This window comes from Streptomyces sp. NPDC018031 (assembly GCF_044327625.1).
Taxonomy (GTDB): domain Bacteria; phylum Actinomycetota; class Actinomycetes; order Streptomycetales; family Streptomycetaceae; genus Streptomyces.
The window spans coordinates 63252-80316 of sequence record NZ_JBIRFT010000023.1 but is presented as its reverse complement, the minus strand read 5'-3'; the positions used below and the strand labels follow the sequence as shown (position 1 = coordinate 80316).

General features: G+C 74.0%; 18 protein-coding genes and 1 pseudogene. 14 read left to right on the top strand and 5 right to left on the bottom strand.

Annotated elements, in window-relative coordinates:
* Positions 1–111: 111 nt before the first annotated feature.
* Positions 112–1713 carry an oxidoreductase gene (locus ACH4B3_RS31410; protein WP_398468664.1) on the bottom strand — a complete coding sequence of 534 codons (1602 nt, stop codon included), beginning with the start codon at positions 1711–1713 and terminating at the stop codon, positions 112–114.
* A gap of 164 nt (positions 1714–1877) precedes the next feature.
* Between ACH4B3_RS31410 and hisD the strand changes: the two genes are divergently transcribed.
* From hisD to hisF, 8 genes and pseudogenes are all read left to right on the top strand, one after another.
* Complete coding sequence (hisD, locus tag ACH4B3_RS31405; RefSeq protein ID WP_398468662.1) at positions 1878–3239, top strand: histidinol dehydrogenase; 1362 nt, start codon at positions 1878–1880, stop codon at positions 3237–3239.
* Positions 3236–4336, top strand: a pseudogene (locus ACH4B3_RS31400) (histidinol-phosphate transaminase); the annotation flags it as partial. The gene hisD and the pseudogene ACH4B3_RS31400, both read left to right, overlap by 4 nt.
* 115 nt (positions 4337–4451) lie before the next feature.
* Entirely contained in the window at positions 4452–5054 is a 603-nt protein-coding gene (gene hisB, locus ACH4B3_RS31395; protein ID WP_398468660.1) for an imidazoleglycerol-phosphate dehydratase HisB, read from the top strand.
* Complete coding sequence (locus tag ACH4B3_RS31390; RefSeq protein ID WP_398468658.1) at positions 5051–5215, top strand: hypothetical protein; 165 nt, start codon at positions 5051–5053, stop codon at positions 5213–5215. The genes hisB and ACH4B3_RS31390 overlap by 4 nt, the downstream gene beginning before the upstream one ends.
* Positions 5212–5850, top strand: coding sequence for an imidazole glycerol phosphate synthase subunit HisH (gene hisH / locus ACH4B3_RS31385; protein ID WP_398468656.1), 639 nt, complete (start codon positions 5212–5214; stop codon positions 5848–5850). The genes ACH4B3_RS31390 and hisH overlap by 4 nt, the downstream gene beginning before the upstream one ends.
* Before the next feature lie 77 nt (positions 5851–5927).
* Complete coding sequence (gene priA, locus ACH4B3_RS31380; RefSeq protein ID WP_398468654.1) at positions 5928–6653, top strand: bifunctional 1-(5-phosphoribosyl)-5-((5-phosphoribosylamino)methylideneamino)imidazole-4-carboxamide isomerase/phosphoribosylanthranilate isomerase PriA; 726 nt, start codon at positions 5928–5930, stop codon at positions 6651–6653.
* A complete protein-coding gene (locus tag ACH4B3_RS31375) occupies positions 6650–7051 on the top strand; it encodes a RidA family protein (RefSeq protein WP_398468652.1) in 402 nt (133 codons plus the stop codon). Before priA ends, ACH4B3_RS31375 begins: the two co-directional genes overlap by 4 nt.
* Entirely contained in the window at positions 7048–7821 is a 774-nt protein-coding gene (hisF, locus tag ACH4B3_RS31370; protein ID WP_398468650.1) for an imidazole glycerol phosphate synthase subunit HisF, read from the top strand. The genes ACH4B3_RS31375 and hisF overlap by 4 nt, the downstream gene beginning before the upstream one ends.
* Before the next feature lie 43 nt (positions 7822–7864).
* On the opposite strand, the gene ACH4B3_RS31365 is transcribed toward hisF, so the two are convergent.
* The 4 genes from ACH4B3_RS31365 to ACH4B3_RS31350 form a co-directional block, all read right to left on the bottom strand.
* Positions 7865–8497, bottom strand: coding sequence for a TIGR03085 family metal-binding protein (locus ACH4B3_RS31365; protein ID WP_398468648.1), 633 nt, complete (start codon positions 8495–8497; stop codon positions 7865–7867).
* A gap of 162 nt (positions 8498–8659) precedes the next feature.
* Positions 8660–9628 carry an esterase/lipase family protein gene (locus ACH4B3_RS31360; protein WP_398468647.1) on the bottom strand — a complete coding sequence of 323 codons (969 nt, stop codon included), beginning with the start codon at positions 9626–9628 and terminating at the stop codon, positions 8660–8662.
* Positions 9629–9838: 210 nt separating this feature from the next.
* Positions 9839–11080 carry a PucR family transcriptional regulator gene (locus ACH4B3_RS31355; RefSeq protein WP_398468645.1) on the bottom strand — a complete coding sequence of 414 codons (1242 nt, stop codon included), beginning with the start codon at positions 11078–11080 and terminating at the stop codon, positions 9839–9841.
* A 216-nt stretch (positions 11081–11296) separates the two neighbouring features.
* On the bottom strand, positions 11297–12178 hold the full coding sequence (locus tag ACH4B3_RS31350) for a hypothetical protein (RefSeq protein WP_398468643.1): 882 nt from the start codon (positions 12176–12178) through the stop codon (positions 11297–11299).
* A gap of 159 nt (positions 12179–12337) precedes the next feature.
* On the opposite strand from ACH4B3_RS31350, the gene hisI reads away from it, so the two are divergent.
* The 6 genes from hisI to trpC all read left to right on the top strand — a co-directional run bounded on the left by hisI (position 12338) and on the right by trpC (position 17060).
* Positions 12338–12727: a phosphoribosyl-AMP cyclohydrolase gene (gene hisI, locus ACH4B3_RS31345; protein WP_398468641.1), complete on the top strand. Its 390-nt coding sequence runs from the start codon at positions 12338–12340 to the stop codon at positions 12725–12727.
* A 10-nt stretch (positions 12728–12737) separates the two neighbouring features.
* The gene (locus ACH4B3_RS31340; RefSeq protein ID WP_398468639.1) at positions 12738–14276 is read left to right on the top strand and encodes an anthranilate synthase component I; all 1539 of its coding nucleotides are present in this window, start codon (positions 12738–12740) and stop codon (positions 14274–14276) included.
* 185 nt (positions 14277–14461) lie between these two features.
* Positions 14462–15121 carry a TIGR02234 family membrane protein gene (locus ACH4B3_RS31335; RefSeq protein ID WP_398468637.1) on the top strand — a complete coding sequence of 220 codons (660 nt, stop codon included), beginning with the start codon at positions 14462–14464 and terminating at the stop codon, positions 15119–15121.
* Between the two features lie 169 nt (positions 15122–15290).
* The gene (locus ACH4B3_RS31330) at positions 15291–15515 is read left to right on the top strand and encodes an HGxxPAAW family protein (RefSeq protein ID WP_398468635.1); all 225 of its coding nucleotides are present in this window, start codon (positions 15291–15293) and stop codon (positions 15513–15515) included.
* A gap of 117 nt (positions 15516–15632) precedes the next feature.
* Positions 15633–16082 carry a DUF2752 domain-containing protein gene (locus ACH4B3_RS31325; RefSeq protein ID WP_398468633.1) on the top strand — a complete coding sequence of 150 codons (450 nt, stop codon included), beginning with the start codon at positions 15633–15635 and terminating at the stop codon, positions 16080–16082.
* A gap of 168 nt (positions 16083–16250) precedes the next feature.
* Positions 16251–17060, top strand: a complete 810-nt coding sequence (trpC, locus tag ACH4B3_RS31320) for an indole-3-glycerol phosphate synthase TrpC (protein ID WP_398468631.1) — start codon at positions 16251–16253, stop codon at positions 17058–17060.
* The last annotated feature ends 5 nt before the right edge of the window (positions 17061–17065 follow it).

Sequence of the window (17065 nt, the reverse complement as noted above, 5' to 3'; positions counted from 1 at the left end):
CCCGGTGCCCGCCTCCGTGCCGCGGGCCCGGGCCGGGGGCGCCCGCGCCGGGCCCGTACCGGCGGCTCCCCGCGGCTCCCCGCGGCTCCCCGCGGCGCTGGCCGCCCGCCGCTACTGGCGCCGCAGCAGGCGGGAGGCGCCCGCCGCGACCGAGGTCGCGAGGATCCAGCCCAGCAGGATCAGCAGCGCCGCCGCCCACTGCGACACGCCGCCCGGTCTCCAGTAGGCGTCCTGGCCCAGATCGATCACCGGCAGCAGCAGGTCGAGGGTGTAGAGGTAGGCGTTCCAGTGCGGCGACTCGCCCGGCTTCAGCGCCTCCGGCGGGCGCCGGAGGAAGAACACCGTGCCGATCGCCCACAGCACCGCCATCCACACCATGGCGCGGCCCGGCCGGTAGCCGTACGACACCGTCCAGTCCTGGAGGTAGCCCCACAGCTTGCCCGCCAGCGGCAGGGTCTCCCGCCGCCGCCGCTGCTTGGCGAGTAACACCTCCCGGGCGTCCGCGTCCTCACCGCTGGTGCGCAGCGCGGTGGCCAGCACCTCGTACGGGTCGGGCGAGTACTCCGGGGTGGCCGCCGCGACCCATTCCAGCCGCCGGGACAGCGGGAAGTGCCCGCGCGGGATGAGGTGTTCGTAGAAGAAACCGGCCATGGCCAGCTGGCCCGGCCCCGGCCAGCTCACCGACTTGTCCACCAGGTTCACCACCCGGGCGCCGGACAGGATCACCCGCCCCCGCTGCGGCCGCTCACCGAGGAACCGCAGCTCGGGCGTCTGGAGCCGGCGCATGGACAGCTCCTGGTCGTTCTCCATGACGAACCGCGCCTGGTCGAAGTCGACGGCGTCGCCGAACCGGCCGTCGTCCAGCCGCACCCCGCCCTCGCACTCGAACCGCTGGATCCGGGTGCCCCGGGTCGGTGTGCTGGCTATGCCGTACGGCGGGGTCGCGCCGCTGGAGAACGGCGAGCTGCTGATCCCGGCGCCGGTCAGGTACAGGGTGCGCTCCACGGTGAGCTGCGGCGCGTTGAGCGCCCGCCGCCCGTAGGGGTTGCGCAGCTGGCTGCCGCGCAGGCTCAGCGACACGCCGACCTTCGCGCCGCGCAGGCTCAGCTCGCCGTACGACTCGATCATCTCGGCCTGCAGGTCCTGGCCGACCGTCAGCCCGTCCGCGGTGATCGACCGGCCGCGCCGGTCACGCCGCACCACCAGCTGGTTGAGCAGCAGGTCGGTGCCTATCTGGGCGTCGGTGAGCCGGATCCCGTGCTCCACCACGCAGCGCGGCAGATGCAGGTCGCCCTCGGTCTGCAGCCGCGCCGCCTCGATCCGCGGCACGGCGCAGCCCACCAGCCGCAACGTGGTGAACCGGCTCTCCGGCAGCAGCAGCTCCTGCTCGAACCGGCAGTTCCGCATCTCCACGTACGGCTCGATGGTGCCGCCGGCCAGGTCGAGGGTGCCGGTGATGTGCACCCCGTTGAGCTTCAGCGCGGCCACCCGGCCGGGCTGCGCCACCGGCCCGTCGAGCAGCAGCAGCGCCACCACCCGGGCCCGGACGCTGCGCTCCGGACCCCAGGCGTGCGGACCGGCCGGATCGTTGCGCTGGGGGTGCGGGGTCCGCAGATCGAGGGTGCTGCCGTTGCGGAACGCCTGCCACATCCCCCACTCGGGTGTGGTCAGGTCGAGCCCCGGGGGCGGATCACCGTCGTGTGGCTCGGTCACAGCCGTGTCCCTCCTGCGTGTCCCCGTGTCCCCGTACCGGCCCAACCGGTCCATTCCCGCTGAGTAACCGGTTGAACGCCAATGGTCAGGATCAACTTAGGGGGTGCGTATCACTCACTGATACGCGGCACCGGCCCCCTGGACGGTCTGAGACAATTGGCTGCGTGATCTCCCGAATCGATCTGCGCGGTGCCGTCCGCCCCGAGGGTTCCCCCGGCGGCGGCATCGACCGCGACCTGCTGCCCCGTGCCGAGCTCGACGTCGAGGCCGCCCTGGAGAAGGTGCGGCCCATCTGCGACGACGTGCATCATCGCGGCACCGCGGCGCTGATCGACTACGCGGAGCGGTTCGACGGTGTGCGGATCACCAGGGTCCGGGTGGCCCCCGAGGCGATCGAACGCGCCCTGGTGCAGCTGGACCCGGCGGTGCGCGCCGCCCTGGAGGAGTCCATCCGGCGCGCCCGGCTGGTCCACCGCGAGCAGCGGCGCACCGACAAGACCGTGACGGTCGTCCCCGGCGGCACGGTCACCGAGCGCTGGGTGCCGGTGGACCGGGTCGGGCTGTACGTCCCCGGCGGAAACGCCGTCTACCCGTCCTCCGTGGTGATGAACGTGGTGCCCGCGCAGGAGGCCGGGGTCGGCTCGCTCGCCGTCTCCTCGCCGCCGCAAGCCGACTTCGACGGCCTGCCGCACCCCACCATCCTCGCCGCCTGCGCCCTGCTCGGCGTCGACGAGGTGTACGCGGCCGGCGGCGCCCAGGCCATCGCCATGTTCGCCTACGGCACCGAGGAGTGCCGCCCGGCCCAGCTGGTCACCGGCCCCGGGAACATCTGGGTGGCGGCCGCCAAGCGCCTGCTCAAGGGCCGCATCGGGATCGACGCCGAGGCCGGCCCGACCGAGATCGCGATCCTCGCCGACGACACCGCCGACCCCGCGCACGTGGCCGCCGACCTGATCAGCCAGGCCGAGCACGACACGCTCGCGGCCGCGGTCCTGGTCACCCCCTCCACGGCGCTCGCCGAGGCGGTCGAGGCCGAGCTGAAGACCCAGGTCGCCGCCGCCAGGCACCGTGAGCGGATCACCGAGGCGCTGGCCGGGCGGCAGTCCGGCATCGTCCTCGTGGACGACCTCGACCAGGGCCTGGCCGTGGTGGACGCCTACGCCGCCGAGCACCTGGAGATCCAGACCGAGAACGCCTCCGAGGTCGCCGCCCGGGTGCGGAACGCGGGCGCGGTCTTCGTCGGCCCCTACTCCCCGGTGTCGCTCGGCGACTACTGCGCCGGCTCCAACCACGTGCTGCCCACCGGCGGCTGCGCCTGCCACTCCTCCGGCCTGTCCGTGCAGTCGTTCCTGCGCGGCATCCACGTCGTCGACTACAGCCGGGACGCGCTGGCCGAGGTCACCCACCACGTGGTGACGCTCGCCGAGGCCGAGGACCTGCCGGCGCACGGCGCCGCCCTGCAGGCACGCTTCGCCGGAGACGGACAGGAGCGGCACAGCGACGGGAAGGTTCCGCAAGACCAGTGACCGGTAACTCCGCCTCCCCCTGGGAAGACCTCCCCATCAGGGACGAGCTGCGCGGCAAGTCCCCGTACGGTGCGCCGCAGCTCGACGTGCCCGTCCGCCTGAACACCAACGAGAACCCCTACCCGCTGCCCGAGCCGCTGGTCGCCCGGATCGCGGAGCGGGTCGCCGACGCCGCCCGCCACCTCAACCGCTACCCGGACCGGGACGCCGTCGAGCTCCGCACCGAGCTGGCCCACTACCTGTCCCGGACCGCCGGGCACCAGGTCGGGCCGGCCCAGGTGTGGGCCGCGAACGGCTCCAACGAGGTGCTCCAGCAGCTGCTGCAGACCTTCGGCGGGCCGGGCCGGACCGCCATCGGCTTCGAGCCCTCGTACTCGATGCACGCGCTGATCGCCCGCGGCACCGGAACCGGCTGGATCTCCGGACCGCGCAACGAGGACTTCACCGTCGACGTGGACGCGGCCTGCGCGGCCATCGCCGCGCACCGCCCCGACATCGTCTTCGTCACCTCGCCGAACAACCCCACCGGCACCGCCGTCGAGGCGGCCACCGTCCTCGCGCTGTACGAGGCGGCGCAGGCGGCGAAGCCGTCGATGGTGGTGGTGGACGAGGCGTACGGCGAGTTCAGCCACCACCCCTCGCTGCTGCCGCTCATCGAAGGCCGCAGCCACCTGGTGGTCACCCGCACCATGTCCAAGGCGTTCGGCGCCGCCGGGCTGCGGCTGGGCTATCTCGCCGCCGACCCCGCCGTCGTCGACGCGGTGCAGCTGGTCCGGCTGCCGTACCACCTGTCCGCGGTCACCCAGGCCACCGCGCTCGCCGCCCTGGAGCACACCGATACGCTGCTGAAGTACGTCGAACAGCTCAAGGACGAGCGGGACCGCCTGGTCACCGGGCTGCGCGGGCTCGGCGTCCAGGTCACCGACTCGGACGCCAACTTCGTGCAGTTCGGGCGCTTCGCGGACAGCCACCGGGCCTGGCAGGCCCTGCTGGACCGGGGCGTCCTGGTCCGGGACAACGGAGTGCCCGGCTGGCTGCGCGTCACCGCTGGCACCCCGTCCGAGAACGACGCGTTCCTGGACGCCGTCGGCGACATCCTCGGCTCCGTCGAGCTGAGGCCGGCGGGCCGGCCGGATCCCGCGACCGGGAACCCCGAGAACCCCGAGAACTCCGTGGGGGACGGCCCCACGCCCCCGAAGGAGCACCAGCACCATGGTTAGCGAAGGACGCGTCGGCAGGGTCGAGCGCACCACCAAGGAGACCTCCGTCCTGGTCGAGATCGACCTCGACGGCACCGGCCGGGTGGAGGTGTCCACGGGCGTCGGCTTCTACGACCACATGCTCGACCAGCTCGGCCGCCACGGGCTGTTCGACCTCACCGTCAAGACCGACGGCGACCTGCACATCGACAGCCACCACACCATCGAGGACACCGCCCTCGCGCTGGGCGCCGCCTTCCGGCAGGCACTCGGCGACAAGGTGGGCATCTACCGGTTCGGCAACTGCACCGTGCCGCTGGACGAGTCCCTCGCCCAGGTGACCGTCGACCTCTCCGGCCGCCCCTACCTGGTGCACACCGAGCCGGAGAACATGGCCCCGATGATCGGCGCCTACGACACCACGATGACCCGGCACATCCTGGAGTCCTTCGTCGCCCAGGCGCAGATCGCCCTGCACGTGCACGTCCCCTACGGGCGCAACGCCCACCACATCGTCGAGTGCCAGTTCAAGGCCCTCGCCCGTGCGCTGCGCTACGCCAGCGAGCGCGACCCGCGCGCGGCCGGAATCCTCCCCTCCACGAAGGGTGCCCTGTGAACGGCACGGCCACGCTCTTCATCGTCCTCGGCCTGTTCCTGCTCGGCGGTGTGATCTCCTTCGTCAAGCAGGGCATGTCCAAGAGCATCGTCACCCTGCTCGGCATCGGCGCCGGGATGTCGCTGATCGCCGGGATCATGCGACTGGAGGTGTGGAGTTGAGCGCCAAGAAGGTCGTGGTCTTCGACTACGGCTTCGGCAACGTCCGCTCCGCCGAGCGGGCCCTGGCCCACGTCGGCGCCGACGTCGAGATCACCCGGGACTACGACAGGGCCATGAACGCCGACGGGCTGCTGGTGCCCGGTGTCGGCGCGTTCGCGGCCTGCATGCGCGGACTGCGCGAGGCCCGCGGCGACTGGGTGGTGGGCCGCCGGCTGTCCGGCGGCCGCCCGGTCATGGGGATCTGCGTCGGCATGCAGATCCTCTTCGCCCGCGGCATCGAGCACGGCGAGGAGACCGAGGGCCTGGACGAGTGGCCCGGCACGGTCGGCCCGCTGCGCGCCCCGGTCGTCCCGCACATGGGCTGGAACACCGTTCAGGCCCCCGCGGACTCGCGGCTGTTCGCCGGACTCGACGCGGACGCCCGCTACTACTTCGTGCACTCCTACGCGGTGCACGGATGGGAGCTGGAGAGCGTCAACCCGGGCATGAGCGCCCCCCAGGTGACCTGGGCGACGCACGGCGAACCCTTCGTCGCCGCCGTCGAGAACGGGCCGCTGTGGGCCACCCAGTTCCACCCGGAGAAGTCCGGTGACACCGGAGCCCGGCTGCTGACCAACTGGCTCGCCACGCTGTAGGCCGCCGCGGCCGGGTCCCGCCCGCGGCGCCCGGCCCCGCGCCCCCTCTCCTCCCACCACCTCCTAGGACCGCCCAGATGAGCAAGCTCGAACTCCTCCCCGCCGTCGACGTCCGGGACGGCCAGGCCGTCCGCCTCGTGCACGGTGAGTCCGGCACCGAGACCTCCTACGGCTCGCCCCTGGAGGCGGCCCTCACCTGGCAGCGCGCCGGGGCCGAGTGGCTGCACCTGGTCGACCTCGACGCCGCCTTCGGCACCGGCGACAACCGCGCGCTGATCGCCGAGGTCGCCGGGGCCATGGACATCAAGGTGGAGCTGTCCGGCGGCATCCGCGACGACGACACGCTCGCCGCCGCCCTGGCCACCGGCTGCACCCGGGTCAACCTCGGCACCGCCGCACTGGAGACCCCCGAGTGGGTCGCCAAGGTGATCGCCGAGCACGGGGACAAGATCGCCGTCGGGCTCGACGTCCGCGGCACCACCCTGCGCGGCCGCGGCTGGACCCGGGACGGCGGCGACCTGTACGAGACGCTGGCCCGCCTCGACTCCGAGGGCTGCGCCCGCTACGTGGTGACCGACATCGCCAAGGACGGCACCCTCCAGGGCCCGAACCTGCAGCTGCTCCGGGACGTGTGCGCGGCCACCGACAAGCCGGTCGTCGCCTCCGGCGGCGTTTCGTCCCTTGACGACCTGCGCGCCCTCGCGAGTCTGGTGCCGCAGGGCGTCGAAGGTGCCATTGTGGGCAAGGCGCTCTACGCCAAGGCGTTCACCCTCGAAGAAGCCCTGGAGGCCGTGTCCCGATGACCGAAGCCGTGCAGCGTACGCAGTCCGACAGCCCCTGGGAAGAAGCGATCGGCTCGGCGCGCGCGGTGGCGGCGGGCGACCGGGTCCTCGTCGCCGGCACCATGCCCTTCACCGGAACGGTGCTCCAGGGCGAGGGGGACCCCTACGAGCAGGCGCTGGCGGCGTTCGGGAACGCGCTGACCGCCCTGGACGGGTTCGGCCTCGGCGCCGAGGCCGTGATCCGTACCCGTATGTACCTGACCCACCTCCGGGACGTGGAAGCGGTGGGCCGCGCCCACAAGGAGCTGTTCGGCGCCGTGCGTCCCGCCGCCACCATGGTGGTGGTCTCCCGGTTCGCCGACTCGCGCGTCCTGGTCGAGGTGGAAGTGGAAGCCTATCGAGGAGCAAGCACATCATGACCCTGGCGGTCCGAGTCATCCCCTGCCTGGACGTGGACAACGGCCGGGTCGTCAAGGGTGTCAACTTCCAGAACCTCCGCGACGCCGGCGACCCGGTCGAAATGGCCCGGATCTACGGCGCCGAGGGGGCGGACGAGCTGACGTTCCTCGACATCACCGCCTCCTCCGGCAACCGGGAGACCACCTACGACGTGGTGCGCCGCACCGCCGAGCAGGTCTTCATCCCGCTCACCGTCGGCGGCGGCGTCCGCACCGCCGAGGACGTGGACCGGCTGCTGCGCGCCGGGGCGGACAAGGTCGGCGTGAACACCGCCGCCATCGCCCGGCCCGAACTCATCCAGGAGATCGCCGAGCGCTTCGGCCGCCAGGTCCTGGTGCTCTCGGTGGACGCCCGCCGCACCCCGGAGGGAGCCGCCACCACGCCCAGCGGCTACGAGGTGACCACCCACGGCGGCCGGCGCGGCACCGGGATCGACGCCGTCGAGTGGGCGCACCGGGCGGCCGAGCTGGGCGCCGGGGAGATCCTGCTGAACTCCATGGACGCGGACGGCACCAAGGACGGCTACGACACCGAGATGATCGCCGCGGTGCGCAAGCACGTCACCGTCCCGGTGATCGCCAGCGGTGGCGCGGGCCGGCTCGCCGACTTCGGCCCCGCCGTCGACGCCGGCGCCGACGCGGTGCTGGCCGCCTCCGTCTTCCACTTCGGCGACCTGCGCATCGGCCAGGTCAAGGACGCCCTGCGGGAGGCGGGCCACCCGGTCCGCTGACCCGGTTCCGGCGCGGCCCGGGCCGACCGGGCCGCGCCGGGGTTCACAGCCCCAGGTCGGCCTCGCGCAGCCGGGCCACGGCCTCCTTGTCGCCGTCCACCTCGACCCGGGCCGCGTCCTGGCGGCCGTACAGGAACAGCAGCAGTTCGCCCGGCTCGGCGGTGAGGGTCACCACCGGTGTGCCGCGGTGGGCGACCGCGGTGCGGCCGTCGGGGCGACGCAGCACCAGGCCGACCGGGGACCGCCGGGTGAACAGCCGCCCGGCGCGCTCGATCCGGGACCACAGCGCGTCGGCGAGGACCGGGTCGACGGGGCGGGGCGTCCAGTCCGGCTGGGCCCGGCGCACGTCCTCGCCGTGCACGAAGAACTCCACGGTGTTCGCGGCCTCGTCGACCTGCTTGAGGGCGAACGGGGAGAACCGGGGCGGTCCGGTGCGGATCAGCTGGATCAGTTCCTCGTAGGGCTTGGCGGTGAACTCGGCCTGGACCCGCTCCAGCCGCGCCGCCAGCGGCTTGACCAGCAGCCCTCCGGCCGCGTCCGCGCGCCGCTCGCGGACCACCAGGTGGGCGGCGAGGTCACGGGTCGTCCAGTCGTCGCAGAGGGTCGGGGCCTGCGGGCCGGAGGCCTCCAGCAGATCGGCGAGGAGCAGTCGTTCGCGCTTGGCGTGGGTCGACATGTCGGCCAGCGTACGACCGGCCGCCGGACCCGGCCACGGCGCCGCGCCCGCCCACGGCGCCGCGCCCGAGCCGGGAGCGCCGGAAGGCCCGCGGTACGGCCCCCGGGCGGGGGGCCGTACCGCGGGCCGGGCCCGGGCAGCCGGACCGGTGGCACGCCCGGGTCAGACCCCGGGGCCGTAGTCCGTGCAGCGGGGCTTGAAGTTCGGGTCGTTCGGACCCAGCACGTTCAGGACGTTCTGCATGGTGGGACCGTCCAGGAACAGCCCGACGTGGCCGACGGGGTTGTCCGGGCACTGGTCCTGCAGCGTGATGTTGGTGACGTCGCCGCCCCGGAGGAATGAGTTCGTGTACGGGGTGGCGACGGCATCGTGCTTGCTCGCGATCACCACATAACGGGTTCCGGGAACGGTGTCGCCGTCCTGCCAGAGATTCTTCTGGAAGTCGGAATTCACTTCCTGCTGGTGCAGTCCGGGCAGACCCACCACATCGAAGAAGTCGTTGGCGAAGCCGAGGATGCCCAGCGCCTCACCGAGGTTCACCAGGCCGCTGAGCGTGGTGCCGTGGTTGGTCGGGCCGAGGGCCACCAGGGTGTCCACCTTGCCCGCGCCGCCCAGCCGCTTGAGGTAGTGGTGCGGCATCATGCCGCCCTGCGAGTGGCCGACCACGTCGACCTTCCGCGCCCCGGTGGCGGCCAGCACCTTGTCCACGAAGGCGTCCATGGTGCGCGCCGAGTCGCCGATGTCGGCCAGCCCGCCGATGCGGCCGAGGGACAGGTGGTTCATGCCGTAGTTGAAGGCGAAGACGCAGTACCCCTGGTTGGCCAGCATGGGGGCGAGCTTCACCCAGTTCGCGCCCAGGTTGGCGCCGGTGCCGTGGACCAGCACCACCGGGTCGGGGTGCGCGGCGCTCGGCCGGCACCGCCAGTCGTTGGCGCCGGCCACCGCGCCGGGGCTGAAGAGGTAGTTGGACACCGCGGTGCCCAGGTCGCCCTCCGGGTACCGCGGCTCGTCGGCCCGGGCGGGCGCCGCGCCGGTGACCGCGGTGGCGGCCATGGCCAGCGCCGCGCCGGCCGCGGCCAGCCAGCGCCGGACCCCGCGTACCGGCCGGACGCGCTTGCACGCTCTCTGCATGGAATGCTCCAGCTTCCAGGAATTTCCGGCGGAACGCATTGCCGAAACAGGGCACATTCGTCGGGCCGCCGGAATGTTTTGTGGGAGGAGGTGCGGACGCCGAGCCGATCGTGAGAATTCACGGAAAGGCTGACCGTCTGTCAAAACAAGGTAACAGCGGTGTGGTTACCGGGAAGTATTCCGAATCATAAAGTTGGCCCCGGACTCTTGTTACCCGGCACAAACGCGGTGCGCGATGAGCGCCGCCCGGATCGTCGGCAGGTCGGCCGGCCGGCTGGTGTCCAGCCCGGTGAGCGCCGCCACCTTCCGCAGCCGGTAGTCGACGGTGTTGGGATGCACCTGGAGCGCGGCGGCGGCCTGCCGGCGGTCGACCGGGCCCGCCATGAACACCCGCAGCGTCTCCAGCAGCTCCGGCTTCCCGGCCAGCGGCGCCAGCAGCGCGGCCAGCTCCTCCCGGGCCGGGCCGGGGCGGGTGAGCTGGTACTCCAGGGCGACGTCCGCCAGCCGGTACAGGCCCGGCCGCCGGTCGAAGACCGTCGCCACCTCGCACACCTGCCCCGCCACCCGGGCGGCCTCCGCCACCCCGTCCGGCGCGGTGGCCACCGCTCCGGCCCAGATCTCGGCGCCGGCCACCTGGCTCATGTACCGCACCACCGCGGCCAGCCAGTCCCAGTCCTTGCCGGTCAGCTCGGCACACGCGGTCTCCCGCGGCACCAGCGCCACGCCGCCGTCCGAGGAGAGCATGGAGAGCACCACCCCGGCCACGTGCCGCTCCAGCTCCACCCGCGCCCGGCGCAGCTTCCGCCGGGCCGCCACCGTGGCGTCGATGCCGGGCCGCAGCTCGTCCTGGTGCGGCCCGATCCGCAGCCCCAGCGCCAGATAGCAGGCGGGCAGCCGGATGCCCGCCCGCCGCGCCGCCTCCCGCGCCGGGGTGCCGTCGAGCAGCGCCGCCAGCAGCGACTGCCGGGCGGAGTGCTCGTCCCCGAACGCGGCCTGCCGCTCCTGGGCGTAGCCGGCCGAGGCGGCGGACGTCATCAGGTGCAGGTACTGCAGCACCAGCCGGTTGGTGGCGAAGACCGCGCCCAGGTCGGTCGGTTCGGCGGTGGGGGCCATGCGGTCCAGGCAGATCTGGGCACCCAGGTGGTAGGCGCTGAGCACCGCGTCCAGCGGCACTCCGTCCTCCGCCCGCTTGGCCGCAGACTCCCGGAGCCCGGCGAGCTGCTCGGGGCCGGGCAGCTCACCGGTGTCGAGCACCTCGGCGAAGGTGCGGATGCTCTGCTCGACGGTGTGGCTGATGTCGGTGCGCAGCTGCTCGGCCGGCAGCCGCCGGTACACCGGGACCCGTTCGACGAGTTCGTCGAGGACGAGGGTGGCGAGATCGTGTACGGAGGTGAACAGCCGCTGGCGCAGCGGGGTGCCGCCGAACACGATCGTGCCCTGGTCGCCGCCCATGCTGCCCTCCCGCAGGCTCCGCGGTGCCGCCCGCCACCGTGTTACCTAGGAGTAACACGGTGCCGGGCGCGGGCACCAGCCATCCGCGGCGGAAGATGGCGCGGTCCGGACCCCCGCTTCGCTCACCCCGGTGACAACATCCCGCCACGGCGGCGGGATCCGGCGACCGGCTGGACCGCCGGTGGCCGGTGCACCCGCCCACCGGCCGCCGCGGGGTCAGCCGGGCAGCGGCTCCGACAGCTTCGGACCGTCCGGCTCGGCGCTCAGCGTCAGCGAGCAGGACACCTGGTCCCGGCCCTGGTAGGTGTAGGTGTCACGGGCCGGGTAGAGCGCGTAGTAGTAGTACGTGCGGTCCGGGGAGGCGCCGTCCAGGCGCTTCGCCGCGTCCGCCCGGCACAGCTCCAGCGCCTTGGTCCGTATCTCCTCCTCGGTGTCGAAGGTCCCGGTCAGCGTCTCGTTGGCGATGATCTCGCCGTCGTGCGGGCCGTCGCAGGACCGGACCTCCACCCGGCTCACCGAACTGTCCAGCCCGGGGTGGTCGAAGCACTGGCCGGGCTTGAGCACCACGTACGGCACCACGTCGGACGGCCCGGTGGCGGAGGCGGAGGACGAGGGTTCCGGCCCGTCCTCCTCGGACTGCCCCGGCCCGCCGCCCAGCGGCGCGCCCCGCCCCGGGTCCTCGCTGCCCGACGGCTCGGTGGTGGGCGTACGCGGCGACGCGGAACCGGACGCACTCGCCGAGGGCGTGGCGGAGGACTTGCCGGCCGCCGGGTCCTTCCCCCCGTCGTCACCACCCCGCAGGGCGAGGCCCGCCCCGCCCGCCACCAGGACCGCCGCCACCACCCCGCCGGTCACCAGCAGCGCCACCCGCAGCCCGCCGCGGCGGGGCGGGCGGGGCGGCGGCCCGGAACCGGCCGGCCCGAACCCGGCCGGCGGGACCGGCGGCCCGAACCCCGGAGAACCGGACGAACCGTGCGGCCCGAAGCCGTGCGGGCCGAAACCCTGCGGCCCGGACCCGCCACCGGCGTCGGCCGGTGGCGGCCCGAAGCCACCGCTGCCGGGAGGACCGAAGTGGTTCGACGGAGGCGGAGACGTCATGACCGAAGCATGCCCCATGGCCCCGGCCGGCCCACCGCCGGGCGACCGGTCCCCGCCGGGCGTGACCGCCCCGCCGCGCGCCGGCCCCGGCCGGCCCCGCGCCCGTCCACCAGTCGGCCGTCCGCTCCGGCCACCCCGCCGACCGGGCAGAATGGGCGCATGACCGGCTCCGACCGCCCCGCGACCCCGCCCGCCCCGGGGTCCTCCCCCCTCGAACCGGCCCTCGCCGCGCGCCTCAAGCGCACCGCCGACGGCCTGGTCCCCGCCATCGCCCAGCAGTACGACACCGGCGAGGTGCTCATGCTCGGCTGGATGGACGACGAGGCACTCCATCGCACCCTCACCACCGGCCGCTGCACCTACTGGAGCCGCAGCCGGCGGGAGTACTGGGTCAAGGGCGACACCTCCGGCCACGTCCAGCACGTCAAGTCGGTGGCCCTGGACTGCGACGCGGACACCATCCTGGTCAAGGTGGACCAGGTGGGCGCCGCCTGCCACACCGGGGACCGCACCTGTTTCGATTCCGACGAGCTGCCGCTCGCGCAGTAGGCTCCGCGCCATGACGGCGACGACCCCCGGGGAAGCCACCTTGGATCTCGACACCTTCCGCAAGCTGGCGGCCGACCGCCGCGTCATCCCGGTCAGCCGCAGGCTGCTCGCCGACGGCGACACCCCGGTGGGCCTGTACCGCAAGCTCGCCGGCGAGCGCCCGGGCACCTTCCTGCTGGAGTCCGCCGAGAACGGGCGCTCCTGGTCCCGCTACTCCTTCATCGGCGTGCGCAGCGCCGCCACCCTCACCGAACGGGACGGCCGCGCCCACTGGCTGGGCACCCCGCCGGTCGGCGTCCCCACCGACGGCGACCCGCTGGACGCCCTGCGCGCCACCGTGGAGGCCCTGCACACCCCGCGCGACCTGGCCGAGGTGCTCGGCGGGACACCGCCCTTCACCGGCGGCATGGTCGGCTACCTCGGCTACGACATCGTCCGCCGGCTGGAGCGCATCGGGGACAGCGGCCGCGACGAACTGCGCCTGCCCGAGCTGACCATGCTGCTCACCTCGGACCTCGCCGTCCTGGACCACTGGGACGGCACCGTCCTGCTGATCGCCAACGCCATCAACCACAACGACCTCGACACCGGGGTGGACGAGGCGTACGCCGACGCGGTGGCCCGGCTGGACGCCATGACCGCGGACCTGGCGCGTCCGGTGCCCACCGCTCCGGCCGCCCTGCCGCCGTCCGAACTCCCCGCCTTCACCACCTCCTGGGGCGGTGCCGACTACCAGGCCGCCGTCGACGACATCAAGGAGCGCATCCGGGCCGGCGAGGCGTTCCAGGTGGTCCCCTCGCAGCGGTTCGAAACGCCCTGCACGGCCGGCGCGCTCGACGTCTACCGGGTGCTGCGGGCCACCAACCCCAGCCCGTACATGTACCTGTTCCGGTTCCCCGACGAGAACGGCACCGCCTTCGACGTCGTCGGCTCCAGCCCGGAGGCGCTGGTCAAGGTCGAGGAGGGCCGCGCGATGCTGCACCCCATCGCCGGCACCCGGCCGCGCGGCGCCACCCCGCAGGCCGACGCGGCGCTCGCCGACGAACTGCTCGCCGACCCCAAGGAGCGCGCCGAGCACCTGATGCTGGTCGACCTCGGCCGCAACGACCTGGGCCGGGTCTGCGAGCCGGGCAGCGTCGAGGTGGTCGACTTCATGTCGATCGAGCGCTACAGCCATGTGATGCACATCGTCTCGACCGTCACCGGAACGGTCGCCGCCGACCGCACCGCCTTCGACGTGCTGACCGCGTGCTTCCCGGCGGGCACCCTCTCCGGCGCCCCCAAGCCGCGCGCCATGCAGATCATCGAGGAGCTGGAGCCCACCCGGCGCGGCCTGTACGGCGGCTGCGTCGGCTACCTCGACTTCGCCGGGGACGCGGACACCGCGATCGCCATCCGCACCGCGCTGCTGCGGGACGGCACCGCGTACGTGCAGGCCGGGGCCGGGGTGGTGGCCGACTCCGATCCGGCCGCCGAGGACGCGGAGTGCCGCAACAAGGCGGCGGCGGTGCTGCGGGCGGTGCACACCGCCAACCAGCTCGGCGGCTGACCCGCGGCCCGCCGCACCGCCCCCGGACCGGCCGGGCGCCGCCGCGGAACCGGGCCGATCCGGCCCGGTTTCCCGGTTCCGTCCGGTCTCCGCCGCATCTCGCCCGGATCACGGCCTTGTGTCGTCACCGGGTCGGGGGCCGACCCGCCCGCGCTGTCCGTTTCGGGTACGGGATAGTGGTACGCGTGAGTGCCGCAGCCGTACCCCAGCCCCGCGCCCAGTCCGCGCAGTCCGCCGCCGCCACGGAGCGCAAGCGGCGGCGCAGTCTCGCCGTCGCGCTGCTGTCCGGCGCCGCCGGCGCCGCGCTGGTGCTGCTCGCCAGCAGCCGCACCTGGGCGGAGGGGACCGCAGCCGTCGCCCAGGGCGCGCTCCCGCAGCGGGCCGACGGGGACGACATCACCGGACTGCCGGGCGCGCTGGCGGTCGTCGGCCTCGCCGCGCTGGTCGCCGTCTTCGCGGTCCGCCGCGCGGGCCGCGCCCTGGTGGCCGGGCTGCTCACGCTCTGCGGCGCGGGCATCGCGGTCAGCGCCCTGGTGGGCGCCTCCGACACCGCCGCGCTGGAGGACAAGGCGTCCAAGGCCACCGGCCTGGCGGACAGCGCCATCCACGACGTGGCGCACACCGCCTGGCCCTGGGTGGCCCTGGCCGGCGGCCTGCTGCTGCTGCTCGCCGGGGTGCTCGCGCTGAGCTACGGGCGCCACTGGCCCGCCATGTCCGGCCGGTACGAGCGCCCGGGCGGCGGCCGCGGACCGCGCCGGGCCGCCGCGGCCGCCGGCTCCGACCGCCCCGAGGACCTGTGGAAGGCGCTGGACCGCGGCGAGGACCCCACCGGCTCGCAGGGCTGAACCCGCGGGGTCCGGGACACGTGATCCACGACCCCGACCCCCGCTGAATCACCGGCGGCCCATCGGGGAGAATGAGCACGGAGCGTTCGCCCCCGCGCCCCGGCCCGCACACCCCGGACACCGTCCGGTGACGGAGTCCGGGGGATCAGCACAGCAACGAGGAGAACTCATGGCGGGTAACAACCACGGTCACACCCCGGCCGCGTGGACCGGCGTCATCATCGCCTTCATCGGCTTCGGCATCTCCGCGGCCTTCACCGTGCTGGCCGAGCCGATCGGCTTCTGGGCGGGACTGGTCGTCGTCGCGATCGGCGGCGTCGTGGGCCTGGCCATGCGCATGGCCGGCCTCGGGCAGCAGCCGCGCCGGACGGCGCAGACCCAGACCCAGCAGTGAGCTGAGCCGCGGGCCGGTGCCGGGCGGGCGGCGGACCGTACGGCGGGCGTCCGCCGGACGGCGGAACGCCCGCCGCACCCGGCTGCGCCGGCGGCCCGCGCGGGGCAGACTCGACGGGTGAGCCGGAGCCGCGCCCCCGCGCCGAGCGCCCCCGGGGCGCCGGTGGCCCCCGTGCGGCACCGCCTGGCCGCACCCCTGGGCGCGCTCGCCGCGGCCACCGCCGGGTTCGCCCTGGTGGCCCTGGTGGACCCCAACCAGCCCGGGCACTATCCGGGCTGCCCGCTGCTGCGCCTCACCGGTCTGCTCTGCCCCGGCTGCGGCGGGCTGCGCGGCGCGCACGCCCTGGCGCACGGCGATCCGCTCACCGCGCTCGGCGCCAACGCCCTGGCGTTCGCCGGCTACCTGGCGCTCGCCGCCTGGTGGGTCCGGTGGCTGCTGCGGTCGGCCGCCGGACGCGCCACACCCGCCCCCCGGCCGCGGGCCGCGCACTGGTGGACCGCGGCGGTGCTGACGGCGGTCTTCACGGTCGTCCGGAACCTGGACGCGGGCGCCGTCCTGGCGCCCTGACCACGCCGTTACGCAGGTTTGATCATCCACGCCTCGGAACGGCGGCCGACCGGATGCGGAACCTCGGCCGACCGGCGGATACCATCGATGTGTCAGGTGAAGCGGTTCCGCCGCGATCACCCGCATCCAGCCCGAAGCTCCATCCCCGTCCGGAAGGGGGCCGCTCGCGTGAGTGTGCTCGACGAGATCATCGACGGAGTCCGTGCCGACCTCGCGGAGCGGCAGGCGCGCGTCACCCTCGACGAGCTCAAGGAGCGGGCCGCCAAGGCTCCCCAGGCCAAGGACGGGGTGGCCGCCCTCAAGGGCGACGGTGTCACGGTGATCTGCGAGGTCAAGCGCTCCAGCCCGTCCAAGGGCGCGCTCGCCGCGATCGCCGACCCCGCCGGGCTCGCCGCCGACTACGAGGCGGGCGGCGCGGCCGTCATCAGTGTGCTGACCGAGCAGCGGCGCTTCGGCGGGTCCCTGGCGGACCTGGAGGCGGTCCGCTCCCGGGTCGACGTCCCGGTGCTGCGCAAGGACTTCATCGTCACCGCCTACCAGCTGTGGGAGGCCCGGGCCTACGGCGCGGACCTCGCCCTGCTGATCGTCGCCGCCCTGGACCAGGAGGCGCTGGTCTCCCTGATCGAGCGGGCCGAGTCCATCGGCCTCACCCCGCTGGTCGAGGTGCACGACGAGGAAGAGGTCGCCCGCGCGGTGGACGCCGGGGCCCGCATCATCGGCGTCAACGCCCGCAACCTCAAGACCCTCGAGGTCGACCGGAACAACTTCGCGCAGGTCGCGCCGGAGATCCCGGACCACATCGTCAAGGTCGCCGAATCCGGTGTGCGCGGTCCGCACGACCTCATCGCCTACGCCAACGACGGCGCCGACGCGGTCCTGGTCGGCGAGTCCCTGGTGACCGGCCGGGACCCCAAGTCGGCCGTCGCCGACCTGGTCGCCGCCGGAGCCCACCCGGCGCTGCGGCACGGACGGGGCTGACCGCA

What these genes read in the sequence shown, in the direction of transcription:
- ACH4B3_RS31355 (WP_398468645.1), bottom strand. Translation starts at nt 11,080, where the DNA reads ATGGGCGGCGACCAGGGCACGATCGTGTTCGGCGGCACCCCGCTGCGC.
- ACH4B3_RS31330 (WP_398468635.1), top strand. Translation starts at nt 15,291, where the DNA reads ATGGCGGGTAACAACCACGGTCACACCCCGGCCGCGTGGACCGGCGTC.
- ACH4B3_RS31375 (WP_398468652.1), top strand. Translation starts at nt 6,650, where the DNA reads ATGACCGAAGCCGTGCAGCGTACGCAGTCCGACAGCCCCTGGGAAGAA.
- ACH4B3_RS31350 (WP_398468643.1), bottom strand. Translation starts at nt 12,178, where the DNA reads ATGACGTCTCCGCCTCCGTCGAACCACTTCGGTCCTCCCGGCAGCGGT.
- ACH4B3_RS31360 (WP_398468647.1), bottom strand. Translation starts at nt 9,628, where the DNA reads ATGCAGAGAGCGTGCAAGCGCGTCCGGCCGGTACGCGGGGTCCGGCGC.
- ACH4B3_RS31365 (WP_398468648.1), bottom strand. Translation starts at nt 8,497, where the DNA reads ATGTCGACCCACGCCAAGCGCGAACGACTGCTCCTCGCCGATCTGCTG.
- hisF (WP_398468650.1), top strand. Translation starts at nt 7,048, where the DNA reads ATGACCCTGGCGGTCCGAGTCATCCCCTGCCTGGACGTGGACAACGGC.
- ACH4B3_RS31340 (WP_398468639.1), top strand. Translation starts at nt 12,738, where the DNA reads ATGACGGCGACGACCCCCGGGGAAGCCACCTTGGATCTCGACACCTTC.
- hisI (WP_398468641.1), top strand. Translation starts at nt 12,338, where the DNA reads ATGACCGGCTCCGACCGCCCCGCGACCCCGCCCGCCCCGGGGTCCTCC.
- hisB (WP_398468660.1), top strand. Translation starts at nt 4,452, where the DNA reads ATGGTTAGCGAAGGACGCGTCGGCAGGGTCGAGCGCACCACCAAGGAG.
- priA (WP_398468654.1), top strand. Translation starts at nt 5,928, where the DNA reads ATGAGCAAGCTCGAACTCCTCCCCGCCGTCGACGTCCGGGACGGCCAG.